We start from the raw sequence: 23600 nt of genomic DNA on the forward strand, positions 1-23600 counted from the left end.
GAACCAGCACCATGATGATGAGCTTAGGCCAGTTCGTATTCAGCTTGCCCACCGTGGCCTACCAAGAACTACAGCGACAGACAGAATGGAAGCATCCGGCCACCTCCCGCGTGGGGGAACGTGATGCGCACCAGTACATAGGTCCAGGTGACGACACCATCACCCTGACGGGCTGGATGGCACCCTCCTTAACCGGCGACCCGGCTGCGCTTGATGACCTGCGCGCCATGGGCGACGCTGGGGATGCTTTTGTCCTGGTAGAAGGAACCGGCCGCATTTACGGGCAGTTTTTAATCACTAACCTGACACAGGGTGGATCTATTTTTTTAGAAGATGGCGCGGCATTGCGGGTAGATTTTACTGTCAACCTTAAGCGCGCTGACCTGGGCAACCAGGTAGACCCGCACACAGGCGGCCCGGATCTGGATGACGATGTCATTGATTGGGAAGACATAGACTTAGCATGAGCCACAATAAACCAATTTTTGCGATAACACTGGATGGCCAGGACATCACCAGCAAGATTTACCCGCGCCTGGTGAGCCTGACACTGACCGAGGCCAGAGAAAACGCCGTTGATGAATTGAACATCACCATAGACGACAGTGACGGCCGCGTGGCGATACCGCGTAAAGGCGTCAAGATCACCCTGCAGCTAGGCTGGGAACATTCGGGCATGGTGGATAAAGGCACGTTCGTGGTGGATGAAGTAGAACACGAAGGTGCGCCCGACATGCTGGTCCTGCGCGCCCGTAGTGCCGAGATGGCAAAGCCAGTACGCACCCGCAAAGACCGCAGCTTTGATCAAAAGACAGTTGCCGACATCGTGGGCCAGATCGCCAAAGACAATGGTTTAGCGCCCAAGGTGAGCCAAAGCCTACAAGGGGAAGCCATCGACCACATAGACCAGACCAATGAGTCAGATATTAATTTCTTGAACCGGCTGGGCAAGCGATTTGATGCCGTCGCCACCGTGAAAAAAGACAGTTTGCTGTTTTTGCGCATTGATGAAGGCAGTAACAGCAAAGGCGAAACCCTGCCCACTATCACCCTGGAACGCCGCGACGGCGACAAACACCGCTACCACACCGCCAGCCGCGACGCATACAACGGCGTTCGTGCGCAATGGCATGATCCTAACGACGCGAAGGAAAAAAGCGAACTGATAGGCGAAGACGACAACCCAAAACGCCTACGGCACACCTACCCCAATCAAGATGCTGCAGCGCAAGCAGCAAAAGCAGAAATGAACCGGGTAAAGCGTGGCAAGGCAACATTGCAATTTACCTTGGCCTTGGGTAGGCCAGACATTACGCCAATGATGGGCGTCATCATCCCGACCTTAAAAGCGCCAATAGGAGATACAGAATGGTTTATCGTCAAGACGATGCACAGCGTCACAGCTCAGGGCTTTACTACGCAATTGGAGATGGAGACTAGGAAGGGGCAGGAGGAAAATGACGCAGTGGCTGTAGAAGATCTAGAGAAATAATGATACCCCCATACCGGGCTGAAAGCATCTGAATCATGAATCTGCCTCTACGCCCGCCATTCAAGGTTAGTCAGATTTCTTCTCGGAATGCCACGGCCGGTTAGCTTTTGGAAGGAGAATCGGAACAGCGAACTGAATACGACTGACGTGGGTTTCTTTTGATGCCACATCACCCTCTATCTTTCCTCCTATCCCAAACACTGTCAAGGCGCCACTTGCTCCCTTCTTTGAAGAGTCTTCCGCTGTTACAGCAATATCAAAATCGACTATAGTTGACTTGAGCCGTGATGCATTCGAGAACCTAGGATGTTGTGCATATTCATGTCCGCCGTCAAAATCGGCAACAATATATGCCCCAACTTCTTCTCGCTCCTGAGCTGCCCTAATGCCAGAAAGTATTTGTGTAAGTGTCAAATCAATGAATTCGCTGAGTTCCATTTTTGTACCCCTATTAACGCCCGTGTTGAAGATCAGTTTTTTTACCAGATAAACAATATCTAAAAGCTATATGAAGCCGATTTTTTGAATATCAGCAGAGTAGAAAATACACTTAATAAAAGTATGCTGAAACTGCACGTCGAAGCTTGCTTCGTGGACTGTAGGTATGCTCGAATCTATTGTTATTTGAAAGTAAGGGCCATTTGGTTCAATGGACTTGCAATTGATGTATGTCCCAATTTCACTGCTTTTTAACCACTGAGATAACACTGGCCGCAACTCATTTATACCAAGCTCGTTAAAAACAACAGCATAAGTTTTTTTACTCATTGTGCCTCCAGTTAGTGTTACTTCGGATTAATGCTTAGCTTTACTCGGAATTTCCCAATACGACGGCGCATCACCTGGCGCATCCGTACACTGCCTGACAACACCATCAGCCATTCTTACCGTGCTGCCTATTGACTGCGCTTTGCCATCAAAATGACAGTTTTGATCTGCCACATGCTCAATTGCTACCTTTTCCGTGCTGGCTTTGGCGGGCGAGGCAAACAATACAACAACCGCTTCAGTTATTAACATCAGCACCATCAAACCGAACAGCACAAGTATTTTGAAATGAGCTTTCTTCAGTGACTGGGTATTCTCGTGGCAGGTTTTACACGGGATTTCTTTTACTTGAATTTGTGCGGCTGCAGTTGCTATTGGTACTTGGGGCGGTGCTAGTGTCTCTACCTGGTCATTCTTTATGCTAGACCCTGCATACTCAGCAATTCTTGTGTCCAGATGTTCGCAGGCAGCATTGAATTTGCTGCGCAAGAATTCATCCATAACTTCAGCACCAAACTTGTTAAGCAACTCCCGGTAAAAAACCTTCCAATTAATACCAGAAATCGCTTCCAATTCCCTTACTTTTTTATTGATTTCCGTGCGTTGCATCTTGGTGAGAAATTTTTCTTCTTTCTCACCTATGTTCAAGTGCATGACGTTACTGAGTGTTGGTCCTACAACTGAGTCACCTGCCACTATTTGTCCAACATCACCTTCGATATCGTTTTTATTTGCCATACCACGCCTACATTAATTTCCTATTGCTATTCACAAGACTTAATTGTGAAATTCATTTTGTTTTTCAAGCAGCCTATAATTTTTTCGATAGCAGAGAAATTTTGAGGTTCACTTTTAATAAAAAAATCAGCACGGCTAAGTTTGGTATCACGCAAATTATCTAATGGCAATCGCCAATCAGGAGCAAGACCAAAGTCCTTAGCTATTGAAGCACCGGCTTTTTTGTCTGCTTTATCGCCATTCATTCCGGCCTGTACATACTTGTTGTAAAGTTCGTGATATTGATTTGAAGCTAAAATCATTTGTTTGGATACGACATCCTCTGCGACAGCTATTTCCCAATTTCGATCAAATGCAATACTGCGCTTGAGGTCAGGAGCGTATGCAACGCGCACATAATGTTTATATCTGTTCTCTGTGGCGAGTTCGCCAAGGTCATTGCGATCTAATGTCACCTCAACCATGTCGATGCCTAGCTTAGCTACTTGCTCTGCCAATACTATTGCGGTGGACGTCAAATCATCTTTGTTACTGGCATCAACGGTACCAACAATTGTTGCCTTCGTTTTTTGATCTTGAAGCATGTTGGTAACAAAGCCGTGAGTTAGTTTGATAGGTAGGATATTCGCGGACTTGGCTGCTGAGGAAATGCCATCATTGCTGATGGCATTCTGTTCTTTATCACTGCCTGTACAAGCGACTAAGAGGAAGGGAAGTAATAAATATCGAATGGCCGTCATCGTAGCTATTTCTCTTTTTTACCGAACCTAAAATGCAAAGGCGATTCATTATTTTGATTGCCATGAATTACTTGTCCGACATTACCTTTAATGTTGTTTGTTGGCGCAGAAATTACAGGTTCTTGCGCCAATCCACTCACCAAAGTGACGACAACTTCTTTAAATCGCTGATCTAATTTTCTAAAACCAGACAACAAATCGTTTTCACTTCCTTGTAATCCTGCGGCTGCTTTTATTCCTGTGAGCACATACATAACATCAACACCTGCTTTAAGCAGCGCGGATAAATAGTCGGCATCTGGGCTTCTTTCGCCGCTCTCATAATTCATCTGGGCATTTTTTTTGACGCCCCCCAAATCCGCAAACTCAAGTTGGTTCAGCCCCAGACGTTTGCGCTCGTCCCGCAGCCTATCCCCTAAATCACTCATTTGAATCTCAAAATAGTTGACAAGTCCTCAATTGGGGACTATATTCACGTTACCACTAACGTAACACAATGATACATCATGTCTCTTGACACTCACACATCATTCCGTCGCGCCGCCCAAATAAAAGGGGCAATCCGAACCCCAATCAGTCTCTCTAAAGAGGAATACGACCAGGCTGCAGCTTATGCCCTGGCCGAGCAACGCTCCTTTGCTTCTTTCCTGCGCGTTACATACCTGCTTGGCCTGAAGGAATATGTACGCCAGCTCTCATCCAAGTAACCAGCCCAGAGGATACGACCATGTATGCAGACAAAAAACGCATCAAGGCAAACAAGCTGATGCTTCGTTTTGATGATTATGAGTTCGAGCTGATCAACGCCATGGCGGCTTATCAGGGCGAACAGCCATCTGTTTTTTTGCGTGAGCTGGTGCTACGCGAAGCTGCTTTGCTTAACCAAAATTGCAAGCAAATTTTATCGGCAAAGTGAACACTTTGACAGACACTGCTTAGCCACTCTTAAGCACTCTTAAGTTGACGAAAACAAGAACATGCCCTCATTAAATGCCGATTTCACGGACGACGAATTAGAAATGCTCGAAGGAATGCGCGTCCAGTGGGGGCTTAGTAGTCTTGAGGAAACAGCCCAATTTTTGGCAAAACGCTTTATACGCCAGAGCATGAAGTCAATGACCGGACGTGGTCGTGCAATGAATTTAGTATCGCTTGAAGATTTAGAAAGGACCACGGAATGAGAGTAATTGGAATGCCTTGCCCTCATTGCGCACAGCGCGTGCGTGCCATTAAAAGCCGCACTATGTCGCCCATGCTGAAGGAAATCACCTATCGCTGTAATAACGTGGAATGCGGCCATGTGTTTGTCGCAGGCCTTGAGGTATTACGCACTTTGTCTTTGTCTGCCACACCTGACTATACGATCAAGATTCCAATTTCAAGGCACGCCCGACAGTCGGCCTTAAATCAGCTATCGCTAAATTTATCAGTCGGGTAATGCTGATCTAGCAGAACTAATTTAACAACTATTGCAGTAGCCAACATGCCTGTTTTCAGGCGTGAGGGACTTTTTTTACCTAAAACTTTTGGAGGCCTACATGCGTTTGACATTTGCATCCCGTTTTGTATTGGCGCGAGAGATACACAAGCTGCTGGCGTCTTCACGTCGCGGCCCAACGATGAGCCGTTTGTATTGCCGGAGCCTGCTTGGGGAAGTTATCCACGATCTTGGCGGCATTGCCGGGGAGTGGTAAGCATGAAACAACCTGGTGATGACTATACCCGCGACATTTTTAATAAGCCTGGCCGGGGCCGCCCACGCAAGCCAAATGCTAAGAGTGCAGCCCAGCGCGCCAAGGAATACCGTGATCGTGAAAGAGAACGGAAATTCAACTTTCTAAGGGGACAGCGAAATGAGATTGCCTAATCAAGTGTACGTCGCCCTGATGGGCGCTATCAGCCTGGGCGTTACAGAAAACGAACGCCTGCAGGGCATTGCAGAGCGTTTGGGAGACGTAGAAGCCGAGCAAGAATATTCCCGCAATGTGCGGCTGCTGCAAGAAGGTCGCCAGTTGCTGATTGAAGAACAGCACAAATTTTCGTGACGCGTCACAAAAAATCATGCCTATTCCAGCAACCACAGACGACGAACTGCGCAAGGTGCATGCCGCCCTGCGCATCACAGTCCCTTTTGAGCAATTACCGCCACTGATGCGCCATAGCCTTGCCATGGTGGCGCATTGCTGGCGTGGGCGGGTACCGCCTCACCTATTTGGAAAGCCTGCAGCAAGAAAAGGCCAGACACAGCCCGGCAAGGCTGCTGTAACCGATTTTAAACGCCGCGCAAGCGGTGACTTTGATTGAATGACTATGAACACTACATCCAACACCTTAAACCTGCCTGAGCGTCACCGCCAGCCTATCATCAAGATGATGACGATGCTGTATCCCAGCGAGTTGTACGCATTAAGAGATTACCTTGACAGCGCGTCAAAGGAACTTGATTCAAGCAAGCCAGACCATGAAGAAATCTGGGGCGGCTTGTGCATGCTGAAGCACAGCATCAAGCACGCAATCATTGAAATTGAATCAGCGAACAGCAAGGCGGGCGCGTAATGGATGATTCGCTTCGTCACGAAATCTTGCAGCGCCTGGCTGAGTTCAAGTTCAAGCCAGAGCAAAACGGCATGCTGCGCGGGGGCATCTGCCCAGCCTGCCAGAAAAAAGAGCTGTACATCAATGCAGAGCACCCCTGGGTGATTCGCTGCGGCCGCCTGAACAATTGCGGTGAAACCAGACACGTCAAAGACCTGTACCCGGATCTGTTTGATAACTGGTCTGAGCGTTACAAGCCCACACCAGAAAAGCCAAACCCTAACGCGGCGGCAGATGCGTATATGCAGCATGGCCGGGGATTTGCGCTGGCGAAGGTGCAAGGGATGTATACGCAGGAGTATTACTTTGACCAGGAGCTAAAGATAGGCAGCGCGACGGTGCGCTTTCCTTTTGGGAATGGCTATTGGGAAAGGATCATTGACCAGCCGTACCGCTTTGGCAAAAAGAAGGCGCACTTCAAGTACGGTTCCAAGTATTACGGCCAATGGTGGAAACCTGACCCGGTTGTGATTCAGGACAAAGCGGAAATATGGCTGGTAGAAGGCGTTTTTGATGCGCTGGCACTGATGCACCATGATATCCCGGCAGTTGCCCTGGGTAGTTGCAATAACTACCCAGAGGAGGCATTGCGCAATCTGGCCGCCTCGCGTGGCAACATGGATTGCAGGCTGGTATGGGGGCTGGACGGCGACAATGCCGGGCGCAGCTATACCAAGAAGCATGTAGATAAAGCCAGGGCTGCAGGCTGGGAGTGTGTGGCGGCACAGATACCGCAGGACGGCAAGAATAAGCTGGATTGGAATGATGCCCACCAGCGTGATGCGCTGACTGAGAAGGATATCGAGGAATACCGTTATCACGGTGACTTGCTGCTGGCTAAATCCCCGGAGGAAAAAGCTTTGCTGCGCTACAAGCATGACGGTGGCCAGACTGAGTTTTATTTTGATTTTGGGAACCGGATGTTTTGGTTTCGCCTCGATCTGGAACGCTACAACAAGGCCAGAGAGCAGCAGGACAACAGCGAGGATTCAAAAACCTTGTCTGAGTATGCCTTGCGTGACCAGGCGCTGGTTACATCGAGCACGGTCTATGAAATTGCCAATTGCTTGCCGAAGGCTTTATATTTTCAGGAAAACTTGATCACTAACGAGAGCTGGTATTACTTCCGTGTGTCATTTCCGCATGACGGCAAGCCGGTGAAGAACACGTTTACTGCGTCTCAAATTGCATGCTCTGCGGAGTTCAATAAGCGCTTGCTAGGCATGGCTGGGGGCGCTATGTATAACGGCAGCAGCAACCAGTTAAAGCGCATTCTTGCAGATCAGCTTTACAACATCAAGCGTGTGGACACGATTGACTACATAGGCTACAGCCTTGAGCATGGCTGTTATGTGCTGGGTGATGTGGCGATGAAAGACGGTGTATTGAATGAGGTGAACAGCGAGGATTTCTTTGATATAGGCAAGCTGTCGATCAAGTCTTTGAATAAGTCTGTCAACCTGACCATTAACCGCGACCGTCATGAATACCGTACAGACTGGCTTGACCTGATCTGGACGGCCTTTGGTGCCAAAGGCCTGGTGGCGCTTACTTTCTGGTTTGGATCGCTGTTTGCGGAGCAGATCAGGTCTAAACAATCGTCCTACCCTTTTCTTGAGGTAGTGGGCGAAGCCGGGGCCGGCAAATCAACTTTGATTGAATTTTTGTGGAAGCTGTTCGGCCGCAATGGTTACGAAGGCTTCGACCCGGCAAAGTCTAGCCTGGCGGCGCGGGCGCGTAATTTTGGGCAAGTGTCTTGTCTGCCGGTGGTGCTGATTGAATCTGACCGCGAACGCATGGGGGAAGACAAAAGCCATGTGAAGTCATTTGATTGGGACGAGCTGAAGACGGCCTATAACGGCCGCAGCATGCGCGCCAGGGGCATGGCGACGGGTGGCAATGAGACTTACGAGCCACCTTTCCGGGGTTCTATCGTGATATCTCAAAACAACCCGGTGAATGCGTCTGAGGCGATTTTGTCGCGGATCGTGCATTTGTATTTTGACCGTTCGACGCAGACAGCGGCGTCTGGAGAGGCGGCCGACAAACTCAAATATATGTCTGTAGAACAGGTGTCAGGCTTCATCCTGGCGGCCACCAAGCGCGAGAAGGCCATCATGGAGCTGGTGGGCACGAATACGCCCCTGTACCTGAAAGAGCTGCGCCAAAATAAGAATATCAAGATGCCGCGCCTGGTAGAAACGCACGCGCAAATGCTTGCCCTGGCTGATGCGTTGGCGCTGGTGGTAAAGCTGCCAGAATCGCAACAGGCCGCACTAAAAGCCCAGATCGTGACCATGGCCGAAGAACGTCAGCAGGTTATCAACAGCGACCATGTGCTTGTGCAGGAATTCTGGGAGGCATTTGATTATCTGGATAACGGCGATATGTCGATCTTGAATCATTCCCGCGACCCCAACCTGATTGCAGTCAATCTGAACCATTTCCTGCAGGTGGCAACAGAGAAACGTCAGCAAGTGCCACCGTTGCGCGACCTGAAAAAGGTCCTGAAGACAAGCGCCCGCCGCAAGTTTATCGAAGCTAACAAGACGGTGAACAGTGTAGTGCGTAGCACTCTATCACCGATCGCTACACCGTCAACATCCGTTAAATGCTGGATTTTCCAGCGCGACAAATAACCATTGAAAGGACCGAATATGAGCTTTCGAGTCAAAGTAAAAACAGAGCTGGGCGAGTTTCAATACTTCGCCATCGCCCAGGAGGCCTGCGCAGTGTTTGACGCTGCCTATGATTTTTTTGGTGCCTGTGGTGTGACGGTGAACCCGGTGAGAGGTGGCAAATGATAGTTGCAAAGCATCGCATTTTGCAGGCGTATGCCATCACATACGCACCTAAAAAAAACAATACGGCACGTTATCAAGAAGTAGCAGAAAAGCTGGGTATCGATGCTGAAACAGTAGCCGCAATTGTGGCTGAATCGATGGGTGAAATATGAGGATAATTAAACTGATATCGTATATGAATGAGGCAGAGGCGCGGGCATTGGCAGTCTTTTTGCGCTCTGACTCTTTGGCAAATTTTTGCCTGACGTTGCCAAGTGCTACTGATGTGGAACTTACCTTGAGTGCAGGCAATCAGCTTGCCCGCGCATTGGCTGATAACGGTTTTTTGCCAAAGTGAAAATTTGATATGTATTCAAAAGTGTCACGAAAATTACAAGCATTTCTCAGCATCGAAATAAATATGAATAACCAAATTAGGAATAATCCATGAGCGATGCAGACATCATCGAACGACTGGCTGCAGCTGTAGCAGAGCGCATCAAGCCAACAGTTCCTTTAAATATTGATCTTTGGGATATTGCCACCATTGCTTCGTACATGAAGCGCGATGTGACATCTGTTAGAGAACGGTTTGCTTGTCTGCCAGACTTCCCACCAGCAATTAGATTGCCGTCCGCTAAAGGGAACAGAGCCCAGCCACTATATAAGGCAACAGATGTTATAGCTTGGACATTGAAGTACCAAGAACGCCGTGCCTAATCTAAACGAGCCGCCATATTGGCGGCTGTCTCATTGTAGTATATCTGTAACATCCTCAAATCTTTGTGCCCAACCATCCGCGCCAGGTCAAGAACGTTTAGTTTCTTAGCCAGGCGCGTTATAGCTTCATGCCGGGTATCGTGAAAATTTAAACCTTCGACCAGACACTGATCCCGCGCTCGTCGGAATAATGTACTCAAACTGGCGGCCGTTAGCATGAATAAAGGTGCCTCTTTTGACTCTGGCTTAGGTAAGCAAGACAATACTTCAAGCGCTTTTTTTGACAGTGGCACATCCCGCTTTGATCCATTCTTTGTCAACCGCAGATGAGCGACAGCGCCATTAATGTCTTCTGCAGTCAAACTACAGATTTCTGATTCTCGCATCGCTGTTTCAATGGCAAATATGAATGCAGCACCGACTGCTTGTGTTTTTATTATGACTGGCTGAAAGTGAAAATCGAGGTTGACACAAAGCCTATCAATTTCATCCTGGCTTATCAATCTGTCACGTGGTAAAGCATTTTTTGGCCGACGGACGTTTTTTGTCGGGCTTTCCGGTATCCATTTCCATTCTCTGGCCGCAGTCCGTAAGACATGACTAAGCAAATTCAGGTCCCGGTTAAATGATGCGCCGGTTACAGCCCGCCATTCGTCAGTACCCTTTAAACGCTGATCGCGGAAGCGCCCTAAGAGATCAGCAGTCACCTGGGCCAGTTCTCTATCCCCCAGTTTGACGCCATCAATCTTATATTCACACATCCAGTTAAGGCGTTTTACCTCCCATTGATGGCCGCGTTTATGAACAGAAACTTCTTTTTCATATCTACGGCATGCATGATCTAGTGTTTTTCCATCAACTACACCAGTTGCAATATTATTACGAAATTCGGTTTCACGAATAGCTGCCCACGCTATCGCCTGGCTTTTTGTAGCAAAAACTTGTGAATCTCTTGTGCCTTTGACATAAACTTGCGCACGCCAGCCCGAAGCCCTTTTTTCAAAACTAGCCAAACTCTATCTCCCGTGGGTAATTGGTGGGTAAATCGTGGGGAGATACTAGCAGAAATTTACTGTTTTTTACGGGGCTTTGATGTTTTTGAAAGTGTACCAATCGGCTGGAAAGCCTTACTGCGCTTGGCTTTACGAGGATATGCGAGAATTCGCATTTAGGTGCCTGGTCCCGCCGACAGGAATCGAACCTGTATCTTACGCTTAGGAGGCATACGTTCTATCCATTGAACTACGGCGAGACACGGTGAAAAATGGCAAGTTTTGCTTGTGCATTTCTCAATCAGCCCGCCATCTTACCTGAGCTTGGGCCAACAATCAATTCAGCAGATGAGTTTAGCTGCCTAGCTAGCGTACAATACTGCTTTTCTCTAATTTATGTCCGCGCATCTCCTGATGCCGGTTACACAGGGTTTTATGGCAGTTATCTCATTAAGCGATGCCCAATTGGCATTCGGTCACGTTGCTCTGCTTGATCATGCAGAGTTTTCCATAGAAGCAGGCGAGCGTGTAGGCCTGATCGGGCGCAATGGTACGGGCAAGTCTTCTTTGCTGAAGATCATTGCTCGCACGTCCAAGATTGATGATGGCCTGCTGGTCATGCAGCAAGGTATCAAGATCGCCTATGTCGAGCAAGAGCCACAATTTGACATGGAGCTCAGCGTATTTGATGCGGTTGCATCTGGCTTGGGTGAATTGCCTGCCCTGCTGCAGGAATATGAAGCGCTGACTGGCCAGTTTGGTGGCGACAATGATGATGCTCTGATGGAGCGCATGCATGACATACAGGTGAAACTGGATGCCGCTGATGCCTGGAGCCTGGGTAACAAGGTAGAAACCACGCTGGACAAGTTGAACCTGGCGAAAGATGCCATCATGGGCACGCTGTCGGGCGGTATGAAAAAGCGCGTGGCGCTGGCATGTGCCCTGGTCAGTGCGCCTGATGTCTTGTTGCTGGATGAACCAACCAATCACCTGGATTTTTCATCGATACAATGGCTGGAAGCCCTGCTGAAAGACTTTAAAGGCAGCGTACTGTTCATTACCCATGACCGTAGCTTTTTGGACAATGTAGCGACCCGTATCATAGAACTGGATCGCGGCAAGCTGACTTCTTTCCCTGGCAATTTCACGACTTACCAAACCCGCAAAGCAGATTTGCTGGAAAATGAGGAAGTAGAAAACGCCAAGTTCGACAAATTTTTGGCGCAGGAAGAAATCTGGATACGCAAAGGCGTCAAAGCCCGCCGCGTGCGTGATGAAGGCCGTGTCAAACGCCTGGAACAATTACGACTGCAACGCAGTGCCCGTCGTGACCAGCAAGGTCAGGTCAAGCTGGATGTAGGCTCCAGCGAACGTTCGGGCAAGATCGTGGCCGAACTGGAAAATGTCAGCAAACGCTTTGGCGAAAAAGTCATCATCGATGATTTCTCCAGCATTATTTTGCGTGGCGACAAAGTTGGTCTCATCGGTCAAAATGGTGCCGGTAAAACCACTCTGTTGAAACTGATTTTGGGTCAGGATGAGCCAGACAGCGGCACCATCAAACAAGGCAGCAAATTGCAGATCGCTTACTTTGACCAGATGCGCGCGCAACTGGATGAAGAAGCCAGCCTGGCAGACACGATAGCCCCGGGTAGTGACTGGGTAGAAGTGAATGGTCAGCGCAAGCATGTGATGTCTTACCTGGGCGACTTTTTGTTTGCACCAGAACGCGCCCGCTCACCAGTTAAATCGCTCTCAGGTGGTGAACGCAACCGCCTGTTGCTGGCCCGCTTGTTCGCCAAACCAGCCAACGCTCTGGTGCTGGATGAACCGACCAATGATCTGGATATCGATACGCTGGAATTGCTGGAAGAATTGCTGGAAGAATATACTGGCACTGTCTTCCTGGTCAGCCATGACCGTACCTTCCTCGACAATGTAGTGACTCAGGTGATCGTTGCTGAAGGCGAAGGCCAATGGCGTGAATTTATCGGTGGTTATAGTGACTGGGAACGCTATCGCAGCACAGTGCCAGTCACCAAAGCAGCAAAGACTGAGCAAAAACCAGCCGTAGCAGCAGTATCGACCATGAGTGCGCCAGCAGCAGCCAAGCCGAAAAAGCTCAGCTACAAAGAGCAGCGTGAACTGGAAGAATTGCCCAAGCTGATCGCCGCACTGGAGGCCGAGCAGGCATCCATCACAGCAAAACTGGCCGATGCCAATCTGTATAAGAATGGTCCAGAGCAAGCCAATCTCTTGAATGCTCGCCATGCCGAGATTGATGAGCAATTGCTGGAAGCGCTGGAAAAATGGGAAGTGATAGAAGCCAGAAGTAACGCTTAATTATTAAGCTTAATTTCCCACAGCATCCCCTCTCAATTGCAGGGGATGCATAGTAGGGTGCGCCATGCGCACCACTCTCCCCTCCTCAAAAAAACATCAATCCAACTCCATCTGCGAAAAATCTTCACTCCGGTTAATATACCGTGACGATGTATTTTCCATATTTTTGATCCATGATTCCATGCATCAAATCAGAAGGAGTAGTCATGGCAACAGTTGCGAAGGTAGCTAAGGTCGCTAAAGTCGCATTAGTCACAGGTGGCAGCCGCGGTATAGGTGCAGCCACAGCAAAACAACTGGCTGCTGCTGGCTATGCGGTCTGCATCAACTACCTGCACAACCACGCTGCCGCACAACAAGTTGTGCAAGACATACTGGCACAAGGTGGTCAGGCCATAGCCATACAGGCCGACGTCGCAATAGAATCAGAAGTCCAGCGCCTGTTTATAGAGCTGGACCAGCAACTGGGCAGGCTGGATGCACTGGTGAACAATGCTGGCATACTCTTGCCACAAAGTCGCCTTGAAGACCTGACGGCAGAGCGCATCAATCGCCTGTTCAATACCAATGTCTGCAGTTATTTTTTGTGTTGTCGCGAAGCGGTACTGCGCATGTCAACCAGGCATGGCGGCCAGGGTGGTGCGATCGTGAATGTCTCGTCTGCAGCTTCTCGTCTGGGTTCGCCGAATGAATACATTGATTATGCAGCAACCAAAGGGGCGATAGATACTCTCAGCAAAGGCTTGTCACTGGAAGTGGCAGAAGAAGGCATACGTGTCAATTGCGTGCGGCCCGGCTTTATCGATACCGATATGCATACCGATGGGGGTGAGCCTGATCGCTTGCAAAGAGTCAAAGCAAATATCCCGCTCAAGCGTGGTGGCGAGGCAAGTGAAGTGGCTGCAGCCATTAGTTTCTTGCTCAGCGATGCGGCATCTTATATCACCGGGTCTTTCCTGGATGTGGCGGGCGGACGTTAATTTCTGTGTTTGAAATGGTGTTCAGCCTTGCTGGTTTCACTGCGCTTCCTCAATCTTGAAGATCACGCCCTTGTCATAAGTAAGGCGAACATATTGCCCTTCACGGATGACGCCACCTTTGGAGGCGAGGACTTTATAACCATCGCTGCTATCAAATTCAGAAATTTTAAAACAAGTATCGGTAACGCAAAAACTATCGAACTTTTGCCCATTGCCAGCCTGGCGAAATTGGCTGACCTTCCCTTCTACTGTGGGCAGTGTGCCCAGTTCTTTTAGTTTTTGCAGGCGTTGGCCATCACGCCAGGCAAATAGAATCACGACAGCAACAATGGCGTTGAGTGTGCCAGCAATCCAGACTGTCTTTTTTATTGACCATTTCTGTTGGTGACCATGCAGAGCAAGTATCGCCAAGCCGCCCAGACCCACCAGGACTGACCACATGAGGATGAAACGCAGGCTTTCTGTATTGCTGATCGCCCCTTCAAATAGAACTCTGAAATTCACGGAATTTATTGCCAACATACTAATATTTTTGTTTTTACCCCGCCAATTCTAGCATTGAGAATGGTAAAGTGCTGGTTTAAAGCATTTCTTCATGAGCATAGTTACCATGTTTGCACTCCCTCACTTTTCGATACCCATGCGTGTATCTGTATTTTTATTCGCATGTGCTGGTCTTGGTTTTGCCTCCGGCACTCAGGCCCAAAATTTATATCGCTGCGGCAGCACTTATCAGGATAAACCTTGTGACAATGGCCAGGCTGGCCAGATCATTAAAAAGAACCCCAGCCCTTCCCTTTCGGATAAACCACCTCTGGATGCGACTTGTATACGACGTGGCGAAGAAGCTAAAAAGATCATCTGGATGAAAGAAGCCGGTGCCTTCCAGGATAAATTAATTGCTGACGCAAAAACAAGTGAGCAGCGCAAAATCATTGCCGATGTCTACGCCCAGCGTGGTAATTCCAATGACATTCGCCTCAAGATAGAAAGCGATTGCATGGCGGACAAAGACAGCGACCGCAAACTCGGTGTTCGTCCAAGCGACGACGATCTCAAGCGCCAGGAGGCCGCTGAACGCAAAGCAAGCAATGGCGACAAGGCAAAAGACAATACCAAACCGGACCCTGAAGATGCTGCTCGCTTGCAAAAATTATGTGAAAGCTCCCGTAAGAAACTAAATGCGGCAAGCAATAGTCAACGAACTGGCGGAACTGCGCAGGAAATGGATATCCTGGCTGAACATAAACGTGAAATTGAGAAAATGCTCAAAGAAATGGGTTGCAGCAGGTAAGACTCGCACCTGACAAGATCTTATGAAATATAGAATCGGTGCAGGCACCTATCTTATCTGCATGTCGTCTTTAATGATCGCCTGGTCGCAAGCGACGCTATATACCTGCCAGACCTTGGTACAGCAACAGTCATTAAATAGTACGGAGTTGGCATACTATGTCTCGGGTTTTAGCACGTTTGTAGGTCTGGCTTTTTATCCGCTATCTGCCGGACGCATGCGGGATTTGAATTTTCCTGGCTGGGCTGCCACAGTCCTGGCATTGCCGTTTTTGGGCGTAATCTTGCTACCCTTGATGTGTTTTATGTCCGGGCCACGCTGGAGTAATAACTTTGGCGATCCGCCTGCTCCCTCAGGATTTGCCAGGCGTTGCCTGGCATTACTCTTGTCTCTTGCTGCAATTGCCCAGGTAGCAACTACGCTGCCGCAGTTCCATAAGACGCGTTATCTCTTGAAGAGCAAGCTGGTCCAGGCCAGCTGACTCCACCATCAATCACCAAACACTTCATGCGTAGTACGTACCATGATGCGGCTATTGACTGGGGTCGAGATATTTGCCCATACCCAGTTATGATGTTCAACGATTTTATCTGCGCGTATATGTGGCCGGTCGCCTGTCGTGTGCGCATCGGATAGTGCAATCACATCAAAGCCATGCGAGGCGGCAGAGCGTATTGTCGTATCAACGCAAAATTCGGTTGCCAGACCGCATAAAATCAAATTGCGCGCCCCGGTGATTTTTAAATGCGCCAGCAAGCCTGTCTCTGCGAATGAGTCGCAAGCGGTTTTATCAACAAACACATCACCTGGGGTAAACGGTAATTCTGGTATCACTTCCCAACCGCCCGACCCTGCCAGGGCATCATCATTGGCATGACGTACAAAGATGACTTGTCCCCCATGCTTGCGGGTATATTCGGCAGCATGGCGGATACGGGCAATGACATTTGTCTTGTCAAAACGTGGAGTCGGGCCATGCAACCACGCGTTTTGCATATCGATAATAATCAGGGTATTCATTTGACAACGCCTCAATAGGCCAGGATGACAGGCTAAAATTGTATGATACCGCTTTATGCTTGCTTGCGTGCACTGCAGCATCATTGGGCTAACAGCGCTTTGGGAGATTGGCTAGTACTTACGCCAAACTTGACACTAGCTCTGCTGTCCTGTCCAGCACTTGCAAAGCCTCATCAATAATTTTGTCTGCATTCGTAGCTGGATATGCGGTTGCAGCAACAATGAGCCTGGCACTCAGGCACAGGCGCAAGGCGCTGACCGGTTTCTGCTGGTGCGCGCCATAAGCAACTGGCTGGCCCAGCTGTATATGCTGTTCTTTTTGCAAGCGCTTATATACCTGCATGGTTTGCTCGCGCCTCAGCAATTGCTGGCCACTGGCATCATTCAGTAAAAACGAGAAAATCGTCGGCAACTGATCCCATGTTGTGCCAGTTTTCGGGGCACTGCGATCTGGGATGCTACTGGGCAGTAAAGTGAGTATGCGCTGGTGCTGAAAATAAGCTTGCACGGCCTGCCCAAACTGCAGAACAAAATCGCTGATGGCAGCATCTGGCAACTGGCGGAATGCACGTAATTCTGCCAGGGCAGCCACCCAGCGCAACAGCAAACCTATATTCGCATGCTTGTGCAAGTGCGCGGCCCCAGGCCAATGAGACGGCCAATCCGCACGGCTGCAGTAGGCTTGCAATGCCTGTGGCAGTGGTAACTGCCTGAGTTCGCTGGCAATACGTTGAGGAATAAGCAGCGCACCAGAAAAACTGGGGCCACTGACAAATTTGGAACCAGTCACGGCAACCATGCAGCCCTGACGCAAATAGCCATGCACGCTGGCATTCGAAAGACGGAACTGACAGGCATCAACCAGCACCTTGAATTGTGTCGGGTATTGTTGTTGCAAGCCCAGGGCAAGATTGATGGAGGGTGCCAGCATGCCAGTCTTGCTGACATCTGCCAGCACCAGCATGACTTGCTTCTGCTGGGAAATAGCAGTGTCGACCAGGGCCTTGATTTCTGCATCCACCTCAGTTGCATTGCGCGCCCTGCCCTGCACATCCCGGATGGCGATGCTCCCCAGTTCTGTGGGCCTGGCCCCAAGCATTTTATCGCCCGCACTGACCGTCACACCCAATGCAGTACGCTGGCTGAAATGATGCCCGCTCAGAGCGGCAGGCACTGAACTGCCGGTCTCGCCGGGCTCCACCATGATGATCAGCATGGGTGTATCTTGCTTGCCCGGCAGTGCCAGCAATTGCGCGGCAATCAAGTGCAAATCCGTGCCCGAAGCAGCGAATACAATATCTGTTTCCGCCAAAGCTGCATCCGCTTTATCACCAGTCAAGCCGCATAATTGCCTGAGTTCTTGCCTGGCTCGTTCAAATTCATTTTCTACCAGCACATACAGGCTGGCCTGGTCATGCGCTGATTCCAGTTGTTGATAAACTTCGCTGGCAGCTGATCTGGCCATGGCTGAGATCGTCGAAGCTGTCGCTGAACCATAGGCCAGCGCTATGCTATCCGGCACGATGCCGCAACCGTATTTGTTATAGCCCTCATTATCCAGCGCAATGCGTGCATCACCACCCTGGGTCAATAGCTGCTCCAGGGGAGATAAATTGATGCCTGTGTGAATTAACATATAATCTCGTCGCTGGCCTGCTTATCCTTGGTAAGCAGGTGACATCGAGGCGGTCTTGATGAGCAGATCACGGAAGGCGGCAAACAGTTTTTTCATGGGCTCTTGTTTATAGGGGAACATATCGACAGGGTCCATGGCATGCACGATCATGTCGCTGTCCGCTTCAAATATCAACAGTTTTCCATCCTGGGTTTCGCCACAGTCTATACCCACGTAGTCGAGATCAAGGCGCTTGAATATTTCAGCAAAGGCAGTGGCATGGCGTGGGGCAAAGTCTGCATCAAAGCTCTCCATGAAGCACGCCTCTTCTGCCCGTTTCTCTGCACTGTCTGTCATGCCGGCATTCAGGTAATGGATCATCCAGTGTTTGGAAATGCCCATGTGCGAGATGAAAGGCTTGCCATCTATGAGGATGATGCGATACTTCCTGAACTGGCCGTCGGCACTACGGTAATCAACAAAACGCGCGATATAAAACTCTTCACTGGGAACAGCTTGCAGATAATCCGGCACATCCTCTGCAGATAATATTTTGCGCAAACCCTGGCCAGCATGTGAACCCAAAGGGCGGGCAATGATAGGAAAATCATCTCCATCCAAAATACTGCTGACAGCAACTTGACCACTGGCTATCTGCTCCATTGTTTGCCGGCTGATACGTGCGGAGGTCGGCATGGCGACTCCTGGCGCGTCTTGCAGCAAGGCGCAGGCACGGTCACGGCCCAGATGAGTGATGCGCTCAGGGGCATTCAATACCGGTGTTGGCCAGGTCTGGATAATTTCTTGCAGGTCAAGCAGCAAGTCGTTCTTGTCATCGGCCTCACCGACTGCAACAAACATCACATCATGCGGTGGCACTTCAGGGATGGCTGGTATGCCCAAGCCTACATACAGCATTTCCAGCGCGATGTCAGAATCTTCCACCAAAAATTCCAGAGGCGTATTGGCCATCAGATCGCCCTCCGCCATGAGGGCCAGCAAACGCAACTTGGGTTTGCCAATCGCAGGAATCGAATATAGTGGCTGTAACTTCAGTGCTTCCATCTGGGTGGACAGGGCGGCATCGCGATGTCCCAGCAAAAGCAATACGGTCGCCAGATTCATTAAGGCATGGGCGTCGTCGGGATGTTCCTGGGAATAGGCGATCAATTCTGTCCCCAGTGGTTTCAAGTCACCGCCGGAAAATGCCTTTCGCATCAAAGGAGCAAGACCAATTAATTTGCTTTGTGCTTTTTTGCTGCCGTCTTCACTGAGATTATTGTCCATATGAGTAGTCGCCTTAGTAGTCGCCTGAAATGTGAATTTGTTCAGCAATGCTGAGGGTGATCTCCAGCAAAGCATCGATGTCAGCAGCCGTGGTCCTGTGATTGACGATGGCTGCGCGTATGGCCAGCTGCTGATGAATGATGGTGGTGGATGGTGCTGCGATACCTGACTCCTGCACCAGCACCGCGACTCTGGCATTGAGAGCGTCACGCGCTTGCGCACTCAAGCCCTCGGCACGATAACGGAAGCAGACTATATTCAAGGCGACTGGCGCCAGCAATTCCAGCCTGGGGTTGGCCAGGATACAGTCTTTGAGATACTGGCCCAGCTCGCAAGTATGACTAATCATTTGCCCCAGCTGCTTAGTGCCATACACTTGCAAGGTGAACCAGGTCTTGAGGGCACGAAAGCCACGCGACAGATCAGGGCCAAAATCACAAGGCCAGGGTGAACCACCTGCCAAACCCTGGTCTTCACGACGCAGGTAGCTGGCAGGCGTGGCAAAAGTCGCATAATGCGCTGCACTATCACGCACCAGGATAAACCCGGCATCGTAGGGTACTTGCAACCATTTATGAAAATCAAAGGCAATCGAGTCAGCACGTTCTATACCGGCCAGACGCGGTGCAACCGCAGCAGACAAGATACCCATTGCACCAAATGCACCATCTATGTGGAACCATAATTTTTCGGCACTGGCAATGTCTGCCAGGCCTTGCAAATCATCAATGGCCCCTACATCAACAGAGCCTGCTGTGCCTACCAGCATGAAGGGGGTCAGGCCTGCAGCACGGTCAGCCTCAATTGCCACCTGCAATTGACTGGTATCCATTTCAAAATTCGCATTCATGGGTATCACACGCAAGGCATTCCTGCCCAAACCTGCGATATCCATGGCTTGCGCTATGCAGCCATGTGCACCGGCCGAAGTGTAAGCGACCAGTTTTTGCGGAACAGCCCCCAGCCCCTGCTGCCTGACCTCTGTCCCCAGGGCGCGCACCCGGGCCACCAGAACGGCGATGAAATTTGCCATGGAGGTGCCGGTCACAAACAAGCCGCTTGCGGTATCGGGAAAATGAAACAGGCTACTCATCCAGCGTGTGATCTGGCGCTCGACTTCTATGGGCATATGGTCACGACCACCCAGGTTGGCATTCAAGCCTGCTGCCAGCATCTCTGCCAGCGTCCCCACCGGGTTACCTCCGCCCTGCACCCAGCCCATGAAACCGGGATGACTATTCCCGACTGAATAGGGCAAGATGTTATCCATGAATTGCTGGTGCACCTCTTGCAATTCTGCTGGAGCAGTTGGCACTTCAGACTGGAATTTCGCCCGGACCTCGGCCGGTATGGTTTGCCATACCGGCCTCACACGTATCTGCTGGGCATAATCAAGGATATCGTCCAGCATGCGATGTCCCTGCGCACGCAATGCCTGCCAGTCTTCGGGGTCCAGCGAATTGTGGGAGTTTTCTGTCATTCAAAGATCCATCTTTCATCATTACGGATACAGAGTGACATAGACCTTTACTGTCTATGCTTATGCGTATTATGGATGAGGGTATGGTGTATCAAGCGCCGAATAAAGCTTATTTTGCAGCTTTATTGCAGCAAACGAAGACTTCAACTCTCAGGAGTGGCGGGCGGGCAACAAACTGACAGGGCTTTAGCTGTGAAGAGTACAAAATAAGTTTCAGTCGCAAGCTTCAGTCGCCCAGGTATTCGGCAAAGAGCTGCTTCTTTGCCCTGGCGCGCGGGCTGGACCAGTAATCGCCTATATCCATGATAATTTGATCACCCGAAGCTACCGTCAGATGGTAAGGTTTACCCATGATGACAGCATGTACATACATGGCAAAGGATTCGGCAAAATCATCGTAGGCATTGGTCGCGGCATAAAGACTGGGGAAACCGGTTTTTTCCAGTGCCTGGTAGATCGCCAGTATCAAGTCACCAGAAACTTGCTGCTTGCTATAAAAACGCAGCTCTTTGCGATGCGCGAAATCATGTCTGAGTAAGGGGATGATGTCGCCATTCATGGCTATCTGCCAACACAGACTTAGAAAAGTATATTCCTCACTAGCCTTGAATTTCTGTGCGCCTATCCACCAATCCGGCAAAAACTCACTATGGGCAGTCAGCACATGACCAAATTCATGCAAGAGCAAGAACTGTATGGCATTTTTGCGATTATCGTTTTCACTGGCTTCAATTTGCAAACTCAGTTGATAGGCTGAGCCTGGCAAAAATGGGGTACTTTCTTTCCAGCTAGCCCATTCATTAGCGCTGCGCTGCAAGAAAGCCGCGTCGTCCATGAGAGTGACCAGGCCCAATACCTGTCCGTCAGGTCCGGCTATCACATCCGTGACAGCAGATGAACCCAGGCCACGCCCAAAATACACACCCAGCAAAGGCTTATCCAGCAATTCCAGGACAACCGAAGGCAGCTCAGCCATGGCGGCACGTACATCGACTAAAAACTCGGGAGTGATTTCGGTCTGGACTGGTGTGTACTCAGCATCAGTATACCTGGCTACATAGCTAAGCAATTCCTCAGGGGCATTGCCTAGCCGGTCGAGAATGGGGAGCTGGCCTTGCCTGATCCAATAATCCGCATCCTGGGTCAGGATCATGCATTTATCCGTTCAGGCAAGATCGTTGAGGAATATACCTTTTTTGCCATCAAGGTCCTGGGCAATCGCCAATACTTCTTTGGAAGGGATTTGCCGCAACACAGCCTTGGTTTCATTATCGACAATCTGCACAACGACTTTCCCGGAATCATGATCAAGATTGAGATTAACGCTATTATTTAAGCCTATGGCCCGATTGATCTGCTCCACAGAGCTTTTTAATTCGGAGGCACTGATATCATGTTGGGCACTACTATTTTTTGCAATATCCTGACCAGACTCACTGGCTGATATGGGCGCAGCCGAAGTACTGGCCTTGACCGGGATGGGTGCAGACCTGACATCTTGTCGAGAGTCAACACTGACACCGCCAGCGCTCCCGTTTGTTATTGAATTGATGCTCATTTCACTCTCCGACCCTCGAATTAAACAGCATGACGGATTACCGCATATTGTGTATTACGGTCGATTTTGTCAAAAGTTTAGGCCCTGGCTACTTAGGCATGCAGATATTAGTGTATGGAAATGTAAGCGCCCATGCCAAAAAATTAAACAATGTTAATATTTACAATACTTTAAAATAGTATCAATGCCAACTATTTTTTGATAAATATGCAATCAAGTCAACATGTCGTTCATTGCCTTGCTGGCAAACAAGTCGATCAGGCTATCGGCTACTGCCCTGACTCTGGGGGAACGACGCACATCCTCATGCATGACCAACCAGAGCTTCCTGGCGGCAACATCAACTTCCTGCTCCACCTTTAACAGATTACGATGGGAATGGCGCAAATAATGCGGCAACACCGTCACCCCCATGCCTGAAGCCGCGAACTGGCTCAAGACCAATTGATCATTACTGCGCAAGATGAGCTTGCGTCCATTGATATAGTTTTCCAGCCATTGATGATGCGGGGTCGCAGAATTTTTTTCGTAGGCAGCAAATTCCCAGGCTGCCTCTTCACGGTTTTTCAGGTAAGCCTTGCTGGAATACACACCATACTGGATGGCTGCCAGCGGCTTGATCACCAGGCCTGCGGTTTGCGGCCGTACCATGCGCAAGGCAATGTCTGCTTCGCGCTTGCCCAGGCTGACATGGTGGCTTTCGGCAAATAATTCCAGTTCTATGTCTGGCAGTGCCTGGCTCAGAAATTTCAACTGAGGTGCCAGCAGAAAGGCGCTCAAGGCAGGTGGTGCAGAAATGCGCACCAGCCCTTCCAGCTTCCCCATATTCAGGGCTTTTCGCTCAAAAGAAAACCAGCGCTCCTCGACTTCCCTGGCCTGGCTCAATAGCTCATGCCCTTCTGCCGTCAATTGCCAGCCGCGTACCAGCCTGTCAAACAGGCGTAGTTGCAATGCCTTTTCCAGAGCATCAATACGACGGGCAACCGTAGTGTGCTCTACCTGCAGGCGGCGCGCTGCCCCGGTCAGTGTCGTGCTGTCGACCAGTGCCAGAAAATAACGTAAATCATCCCAATTCATCATGGTGCAATTATGCACAGTCCAGGCGAATTTTTCAGTAATTTTCTTTCTGCATGAGTTTGGCTAAGCTGCGTATCAAGACCCATCCCCAGGGCACATCGCAGCAACATACAAA

Annotated in this window: 32 protein-coding genes and 1 tRNA gene; 19 read left to right on the forward strand and 14 right to left on the reverse strand. The window is 49.8% G+C overall.

What is annotated here, in order from left to right; translation table 11 throughout:
- The first annotated feature begins 11 nt into the window (after positions 1-11).
- Positions 12-467: a phage tail protein gene (locus tag ACO0LF_RS25180; RefSeq protein WP_423019057.1), complete on the forward strand. Its 456-nt coding sequence runs from the start codon at positions 12-14 to the stop codon at positions 465-467.
- Entirely contained in the window at positions 464-1492 is a 1029-nt protein-coding gene (locus tag ACO0LF_RS25185) for a contractile injection system protein, VgrG/Pvc8 family (protein WP_423019059.1), read from the forward strand. The genes ACO0LF_RS25180 and ACO0LF_RS25185 overlap by 4 nt, the downstream gene beginning before the upstream one ends.
- Before the next feature lie 66 nt (positions 1493-1558).
- Here ACO0LF_RS25185 and ACO0LF_RS25190 read toward each other — a convergent pair whose 3' ends face one another.
- The 4 genes from ACO0LF_RS25190 to ACO0LF_RS25205 all read right to left on the reverse strand — a co-directional run bounded on the left by ACO0LF_RS25190 (position 1559) and on the right by ACO0LF_RS25205 (position 4166).
- Complete coding sequence (locus tag ACO0LF_RS25190) at positions 1559-1930, reverse strand: hypothetical protein (protein WP_423019061.1); 372 nt, start codon at positions 1928-1930, stop codon at positions 1559-1561.
- Positions 1931-2287: 357 nt separating this feature from the next.
- Positions 2288-2998, reverse strand: a complete 711-nt coding sequence (locus ACO0LF_RS25195) for a hypothetical protein (RefSeq protein WP_423019063.1) — start codon at positions 2996-2998, stop codon at positions 2288-2290.
- 26 nt (positions 2999-3024) lie between these two features.
- On the reverse strand, positions 3025-3738 hold the full coding sequence (locus tag ACO0LF_RS25200; protein ID WP_423019065.1) for a hypothetical protein: 714 nt from the start codon (positions 3736-3738) through the stop codon (positions 3025-3027).
- 5 nt (positions 3739-3743) lie between these two features.
- Complete coding sequence (locus tag ACO0LF_RS25205; RefSeq protein WP_423019067.1) at positions 3744-4166, reverse strand: helix-turn-helix domain-containing protein; 423 nt, start codon at positions 4164-4166, stop codon at positions 3744-3746.
- 78 nt (positions 4167-4244) lie between these two features.
- Here ACO0LF_RS25205 and ACO0LF_RS25210 point away from each other — a divergent pair, with 78 nt between their 5' ends.
- The 13 genes from ACO0LF_RS25210 (at position 4245) to ACO0LF_RS25270 (ending at position 9836) form a co-directional block, all read left to right on the forward strand.
- The gene (locus tag ACO0LF_RS25210; RefSeq protein ID WP_423003628.1) at positions 4245-4445 is read left to right on the forward strand and encodes a hypothetical protein; all 201 of its coding nucleotides are present in this window, start codon (positions 4245-4247) and stop codon (positions 4443-4445) included.
- A gap of 20 nt (positions 4446-4465) precedes the next feature.
- Positions 4466-4654 carry a hypothetical protein gene (locus ACO0LF_RS25215; protein ID WP_423019069.1) on the forward strand — a complete coding sequence of 63 codons (189 nt, stop codon included), beginning with the start codon at positions 4466-4468 and terminating at the stop codon, positions 4652-4654.
- 61 nt (positions 4655-4715) lie between these two features.
- On the forward strand, positions 4716-4919 hold the full coding sequence (locus ACO0LF_RS25220; RefSeq protein WP_423019071.1) for a hypothetical protein: 204 nt from the start codon (positions 4716-4718) through the stop codon (positions 4917-4919).
- An 11-nt stretch (positions 4920-4930) separates the two neighbouring features.
- Positions 4931-5176: an ogr/Delta-like zinc finger family protein gene (locus ACO0LF_RS25225; protein WP_423019279.1), complete on the forward strand. Its 246-nt coding sequence runs from the start codon at positions 4931-4933 to the stop codon at positions 5174-5176.
- 100 nt (positions 5177-5276) lie between these two features.
- Entirely contained in the window at positions 5277-5432 is a 156-nt protein-coding gene (locus tag ACO0LF_RS25230; RefSeq protein ID WP_423019073.1) for a hypothetical protein, read from the forward strand.
- Between the two features lie 2 nt (positions 5433-5434).
- Entirely contained in the window at positions 5435-5605 is a 171-nt protein-coding gene (locus ACO0LF_RS25235; RefSeq protein ID WP_423019075.1) for a hypothetical protein, read from the forward strand.
- On the forward strand, positions 5592-5783 hold the full coding sequence (locus tag ACO0LF_RS25240) for a hypothetical protein (protein WP_423003640.1): 192 nt from the start codon (positions 5592-5594) through the stop codon (positions 5781-5783). The genes ACO0LF_RS25235 and ACO0LF_RS25240 overlap by 14 nt, the downstream gene beginning before the upstream one ends.
- Positions 5784-5799: 16 nt before the next feature.
- A complete protein-coding gene (locus tag ACO0LF_RS25245) occupies positions 5800-6042 on the forward strand; it encodes a hypothetical protein (protein WP_423019077.1) in 243 nt (80 codons plus the stop codon).
- A 6-nt stretch (positions 6043-6048) separates the two neighbouring features.
- A complete protein-coding gene (locus tag ACO0LF_RS25250) occupies positions 6049-6294 on the forward strand; it encodes a hypothetical protein (RefSeq protein ID WP_423019079.1) in 246 nt (81 codons plus the stop codon).
- The gene (locus ACO0LF_RS25255) at positions 6294-8972 is read left to right on the forward strand and encodes a toprim domain-containing protein (protein ID WP_423019081.1); all 2679 of its coding nucleotides are present in this window, start codon (positions 6294-6296) and stop codon (positions 8970-8972) included. The genes ACO0LF_RS25250 and ACO0LF_RS25255 overlap by 1 nt, the downstream gene beginning before the upstream one ends.
- 18 nt (positions 8973-8990) lie before the next feature.
- On the forward strand, positions 8991-9137 hold the full coding sequence (locus tag ACO0LF_RS25260) for a hypothetical protein (RefSeq protein WP_423019083.1): 147 nt from the start codon (positions 8991-8993) through the stop codon (positions 9135-9137).
- The gene (locus ACO0LF_RS25265) at positions 9134-9289 is read left to right on the forward strand and encodes a hypothetical protein (protein WP_423019085.1); all 156 of its coding nucleotides are present in this window, start codon (positions 9134-9136) and stop codon (positions 9287-9289) included. Before ACO0LF_RS25260 ends, ACO0LF_RS25265 begins: the two co-directional genes overlap by 4 nt.
- Positions 9290-9563: 274 nt before the next feature.
- Positions 9564-9836, forward strand: a complete 273-nt coding sequence (locus ACO0LF_RS25270; RefSeq protein WP_423019087.1) for a hypothetical protein — start codon at positions 9564-9566, stop codon at positions 9834-9836.
- Here the strand turns inward: ACO0LF_RS25270 and ACO0LF_RS25275 are convergent.
- Both ACO0LF_RS25275 and ACO0LF_RS25280 read right to left on the reverse strand, forming a co-directional pair.
- The gene (locus ACO0LF_RS25275; protein ID WP_423019089.1) at positions 9833-10849 is read right to left on the reverse strand and encodes a tyrosine-type recombinase/integrase; all 1017 of its coding nucleotides are present in this window, start codon (positions 10847-10849) and stop codon (positions 9833-9835) included. The genes ACO0LF_RS25270 and ACO0LF_RS25275 overlap by 4 nt on opposite strands.
- A 164-nt stretch (positions 10850-11013) precedes the next feature.
- A tRNA-Arg gene (locus ACO0LF_RS25280) sits at positions 11014-11088 on the reverse strand.
- 175 nt (positions 11089-11263) lie between these two features.
- On the opposite strand from ACO0LF_RS25280, the gene ACO0LF_RS25285 reads away from it, so the two are divergent.
- Both ACO0LF_RS25285 and ACO0LF_RS25290 read left to right on the forward strand, forming a co-directional pair.
- Complete coding sequence (locus ACO0LF_RS25285) at positions 11264-13174, forward strand: ATP-binding cassette domain-containing protein (protein ID WP_423019091.1); 1911 nt, start codon at positions 11264-11266, stop codon at positions 13172-13174.
- Between the two features lie 206 nt (positions 13175-13380).
- Complete coding sequence (locus tag ACO0LF_RS25290) at positions 13381-14154, forward strand: SDR family oxidoreductase (RefSeq protein WP_423019093.1); 774 nt, start codon at positions 13381-13383, stop codon at positions 14152-14154.
- A gap of 36 nt (positions 14155-14190) precedes the next feature.
- On the opposite strand, the gene ACO0LF_RS25295 is transcribed toward ACO0LF_RS25290, so the two are convergent.
- A complete protein-coding gene (locus ACO0LF_RS25295) occupies positions 14191-14658 on the reverse strand; it encodes a hypothetical protein (RefSeq protein WP_423019095.1) in 468 nt (155 codons plus the stop codon).
- Between the two features lie 91 nt (positions 14659-14749).
- Between ACO0LF_RS25295 and ACO0LF_RS25300 the strand changes: the two genes are divergently transcribed.
- Both ACO0LF_RS25300 and ACO0LF_RS25305 read left to right on the forward strand, forming a co-directional pair.
- Complete coding sequence (locus ACO0LF_RS25300; protein ID WP_423019097.1) at positions 14750-15448, forward strand: hypothetical protein; 699 nt, start codon at positions 14750-14752, stop codon at positions 15446-15448.
- Positions 15449-15470: 22 nt separating this feature from the next.
- Complete coding sequence (locus ACO0LF_RS25305) at positions 15471-15929, forward strand: DUF805 domain-containing protein (RefSeq protein WP_423019099.1); 459 nt, start codon at positions 15471-15473, stop codon at positions 15927-15929.
- Positions 15930-15937: 8 nt separating this feature from the next.
- Here ACO0LF_RS25305 and ACO0LF_RS25310 read toward each other — a convergent pair whose 3' ends face one another.
- From ACO0LF_RS25310 to ACO0LF_RS25340, 7 genes are all read right to left on the reverse strand, one after another.
- Positions 15938-16468, reverse strand: a complete 531-nt coding sequence (locus ACO0LF_RS25310) for an isochorismatase family protein (RefSeq protein WP_423019101.1) — start codon at positions 16466-16468, stop codon at positions 15938-15940.
- Between the two features lie 118 nt (positions 16469-16586).
- Positions 16587-18104 carry a hypothetical protein gene (locus ACO0LF_RS25315; RefSeq protein WP_423019103.1) on the reverse strand — a complete coding sequence of 506 codons (1518 nt, stop codon included), beginning with the start codon at positions 18102-18104 and terminating at the stop codon, positions 16587-16589.
- A 21-nt stretch (positions 18105-18125) separates the two neighbouring features.
- The gene (locus ACO0LF_RS25320) at positions 18126-19370 is read right to left on the reverse strand and encodes an ATP-grasp domain-containing protein (protein WP_423019105.1); all 1245 of its coding nucleotides are present in this window, start codon (positions 19368-19370) and stop codon (positions 18126-18128) included.
- Between the two features lie 13 nt (positions 19371-19383).
- The gene (locus ACO0LF_RS25325; protein ID WP_423019107.1) at positions 19384-20850 is read right to left on the reverse strand and encodes a pyridoxal phosphate-dependent decarboxylase family protein; all 1467 of its coding nucleotides are present in this window, start codon (positions 20848-20850) and stop codon (positions 19384-19386) included.
- A 226-nt stretch (positions 20851-21076) separates the two neighbouring features.
- Positions 21077-22003, reverse strand: coding sequence for a hypothetical protein (locus ACO0LF_RS25330; RefSeq protein WP_423019109.1), 927 nt, complete (start codon positions 22001-22003; stop codon positions 21077-21079).
- Positions 22004-22015: 12 nt separating this feature from the next.
- The gene (locus ACO0LF_RS25335) at positions 22016-22408 is read right to left on the reverse strand and encodes a flagellar protein FlaG (protein ID WP_423019111.1); all 393 of its coding nucleotides are present in this window, start codon (positions 22406-22408) and stop codon (positions 22016-22018) included.
- Between the two features lie 213 nt (positions 22409-22621).
- Complete coding sequence (locus ACO0LF_RS25340) at positions 22622-23488, reverse strand: LysR family transcriptional regulator (RefSeq protein WP_423019113.1); 867 nt, start codon at positions 23486-23488, stop codon at positions 22622-22624.
- Positions 23489-23600 lie beyond the last annotated feature (112 nt).

The organism is Undibacterium sp. Di27W (assembly GCF_049340345.1).
GTDB lineage: Bacteria > Pseudomonadota > Gammaproteobacteria > Burkholderiales > Burkholderiaceae_D > Undibacterium.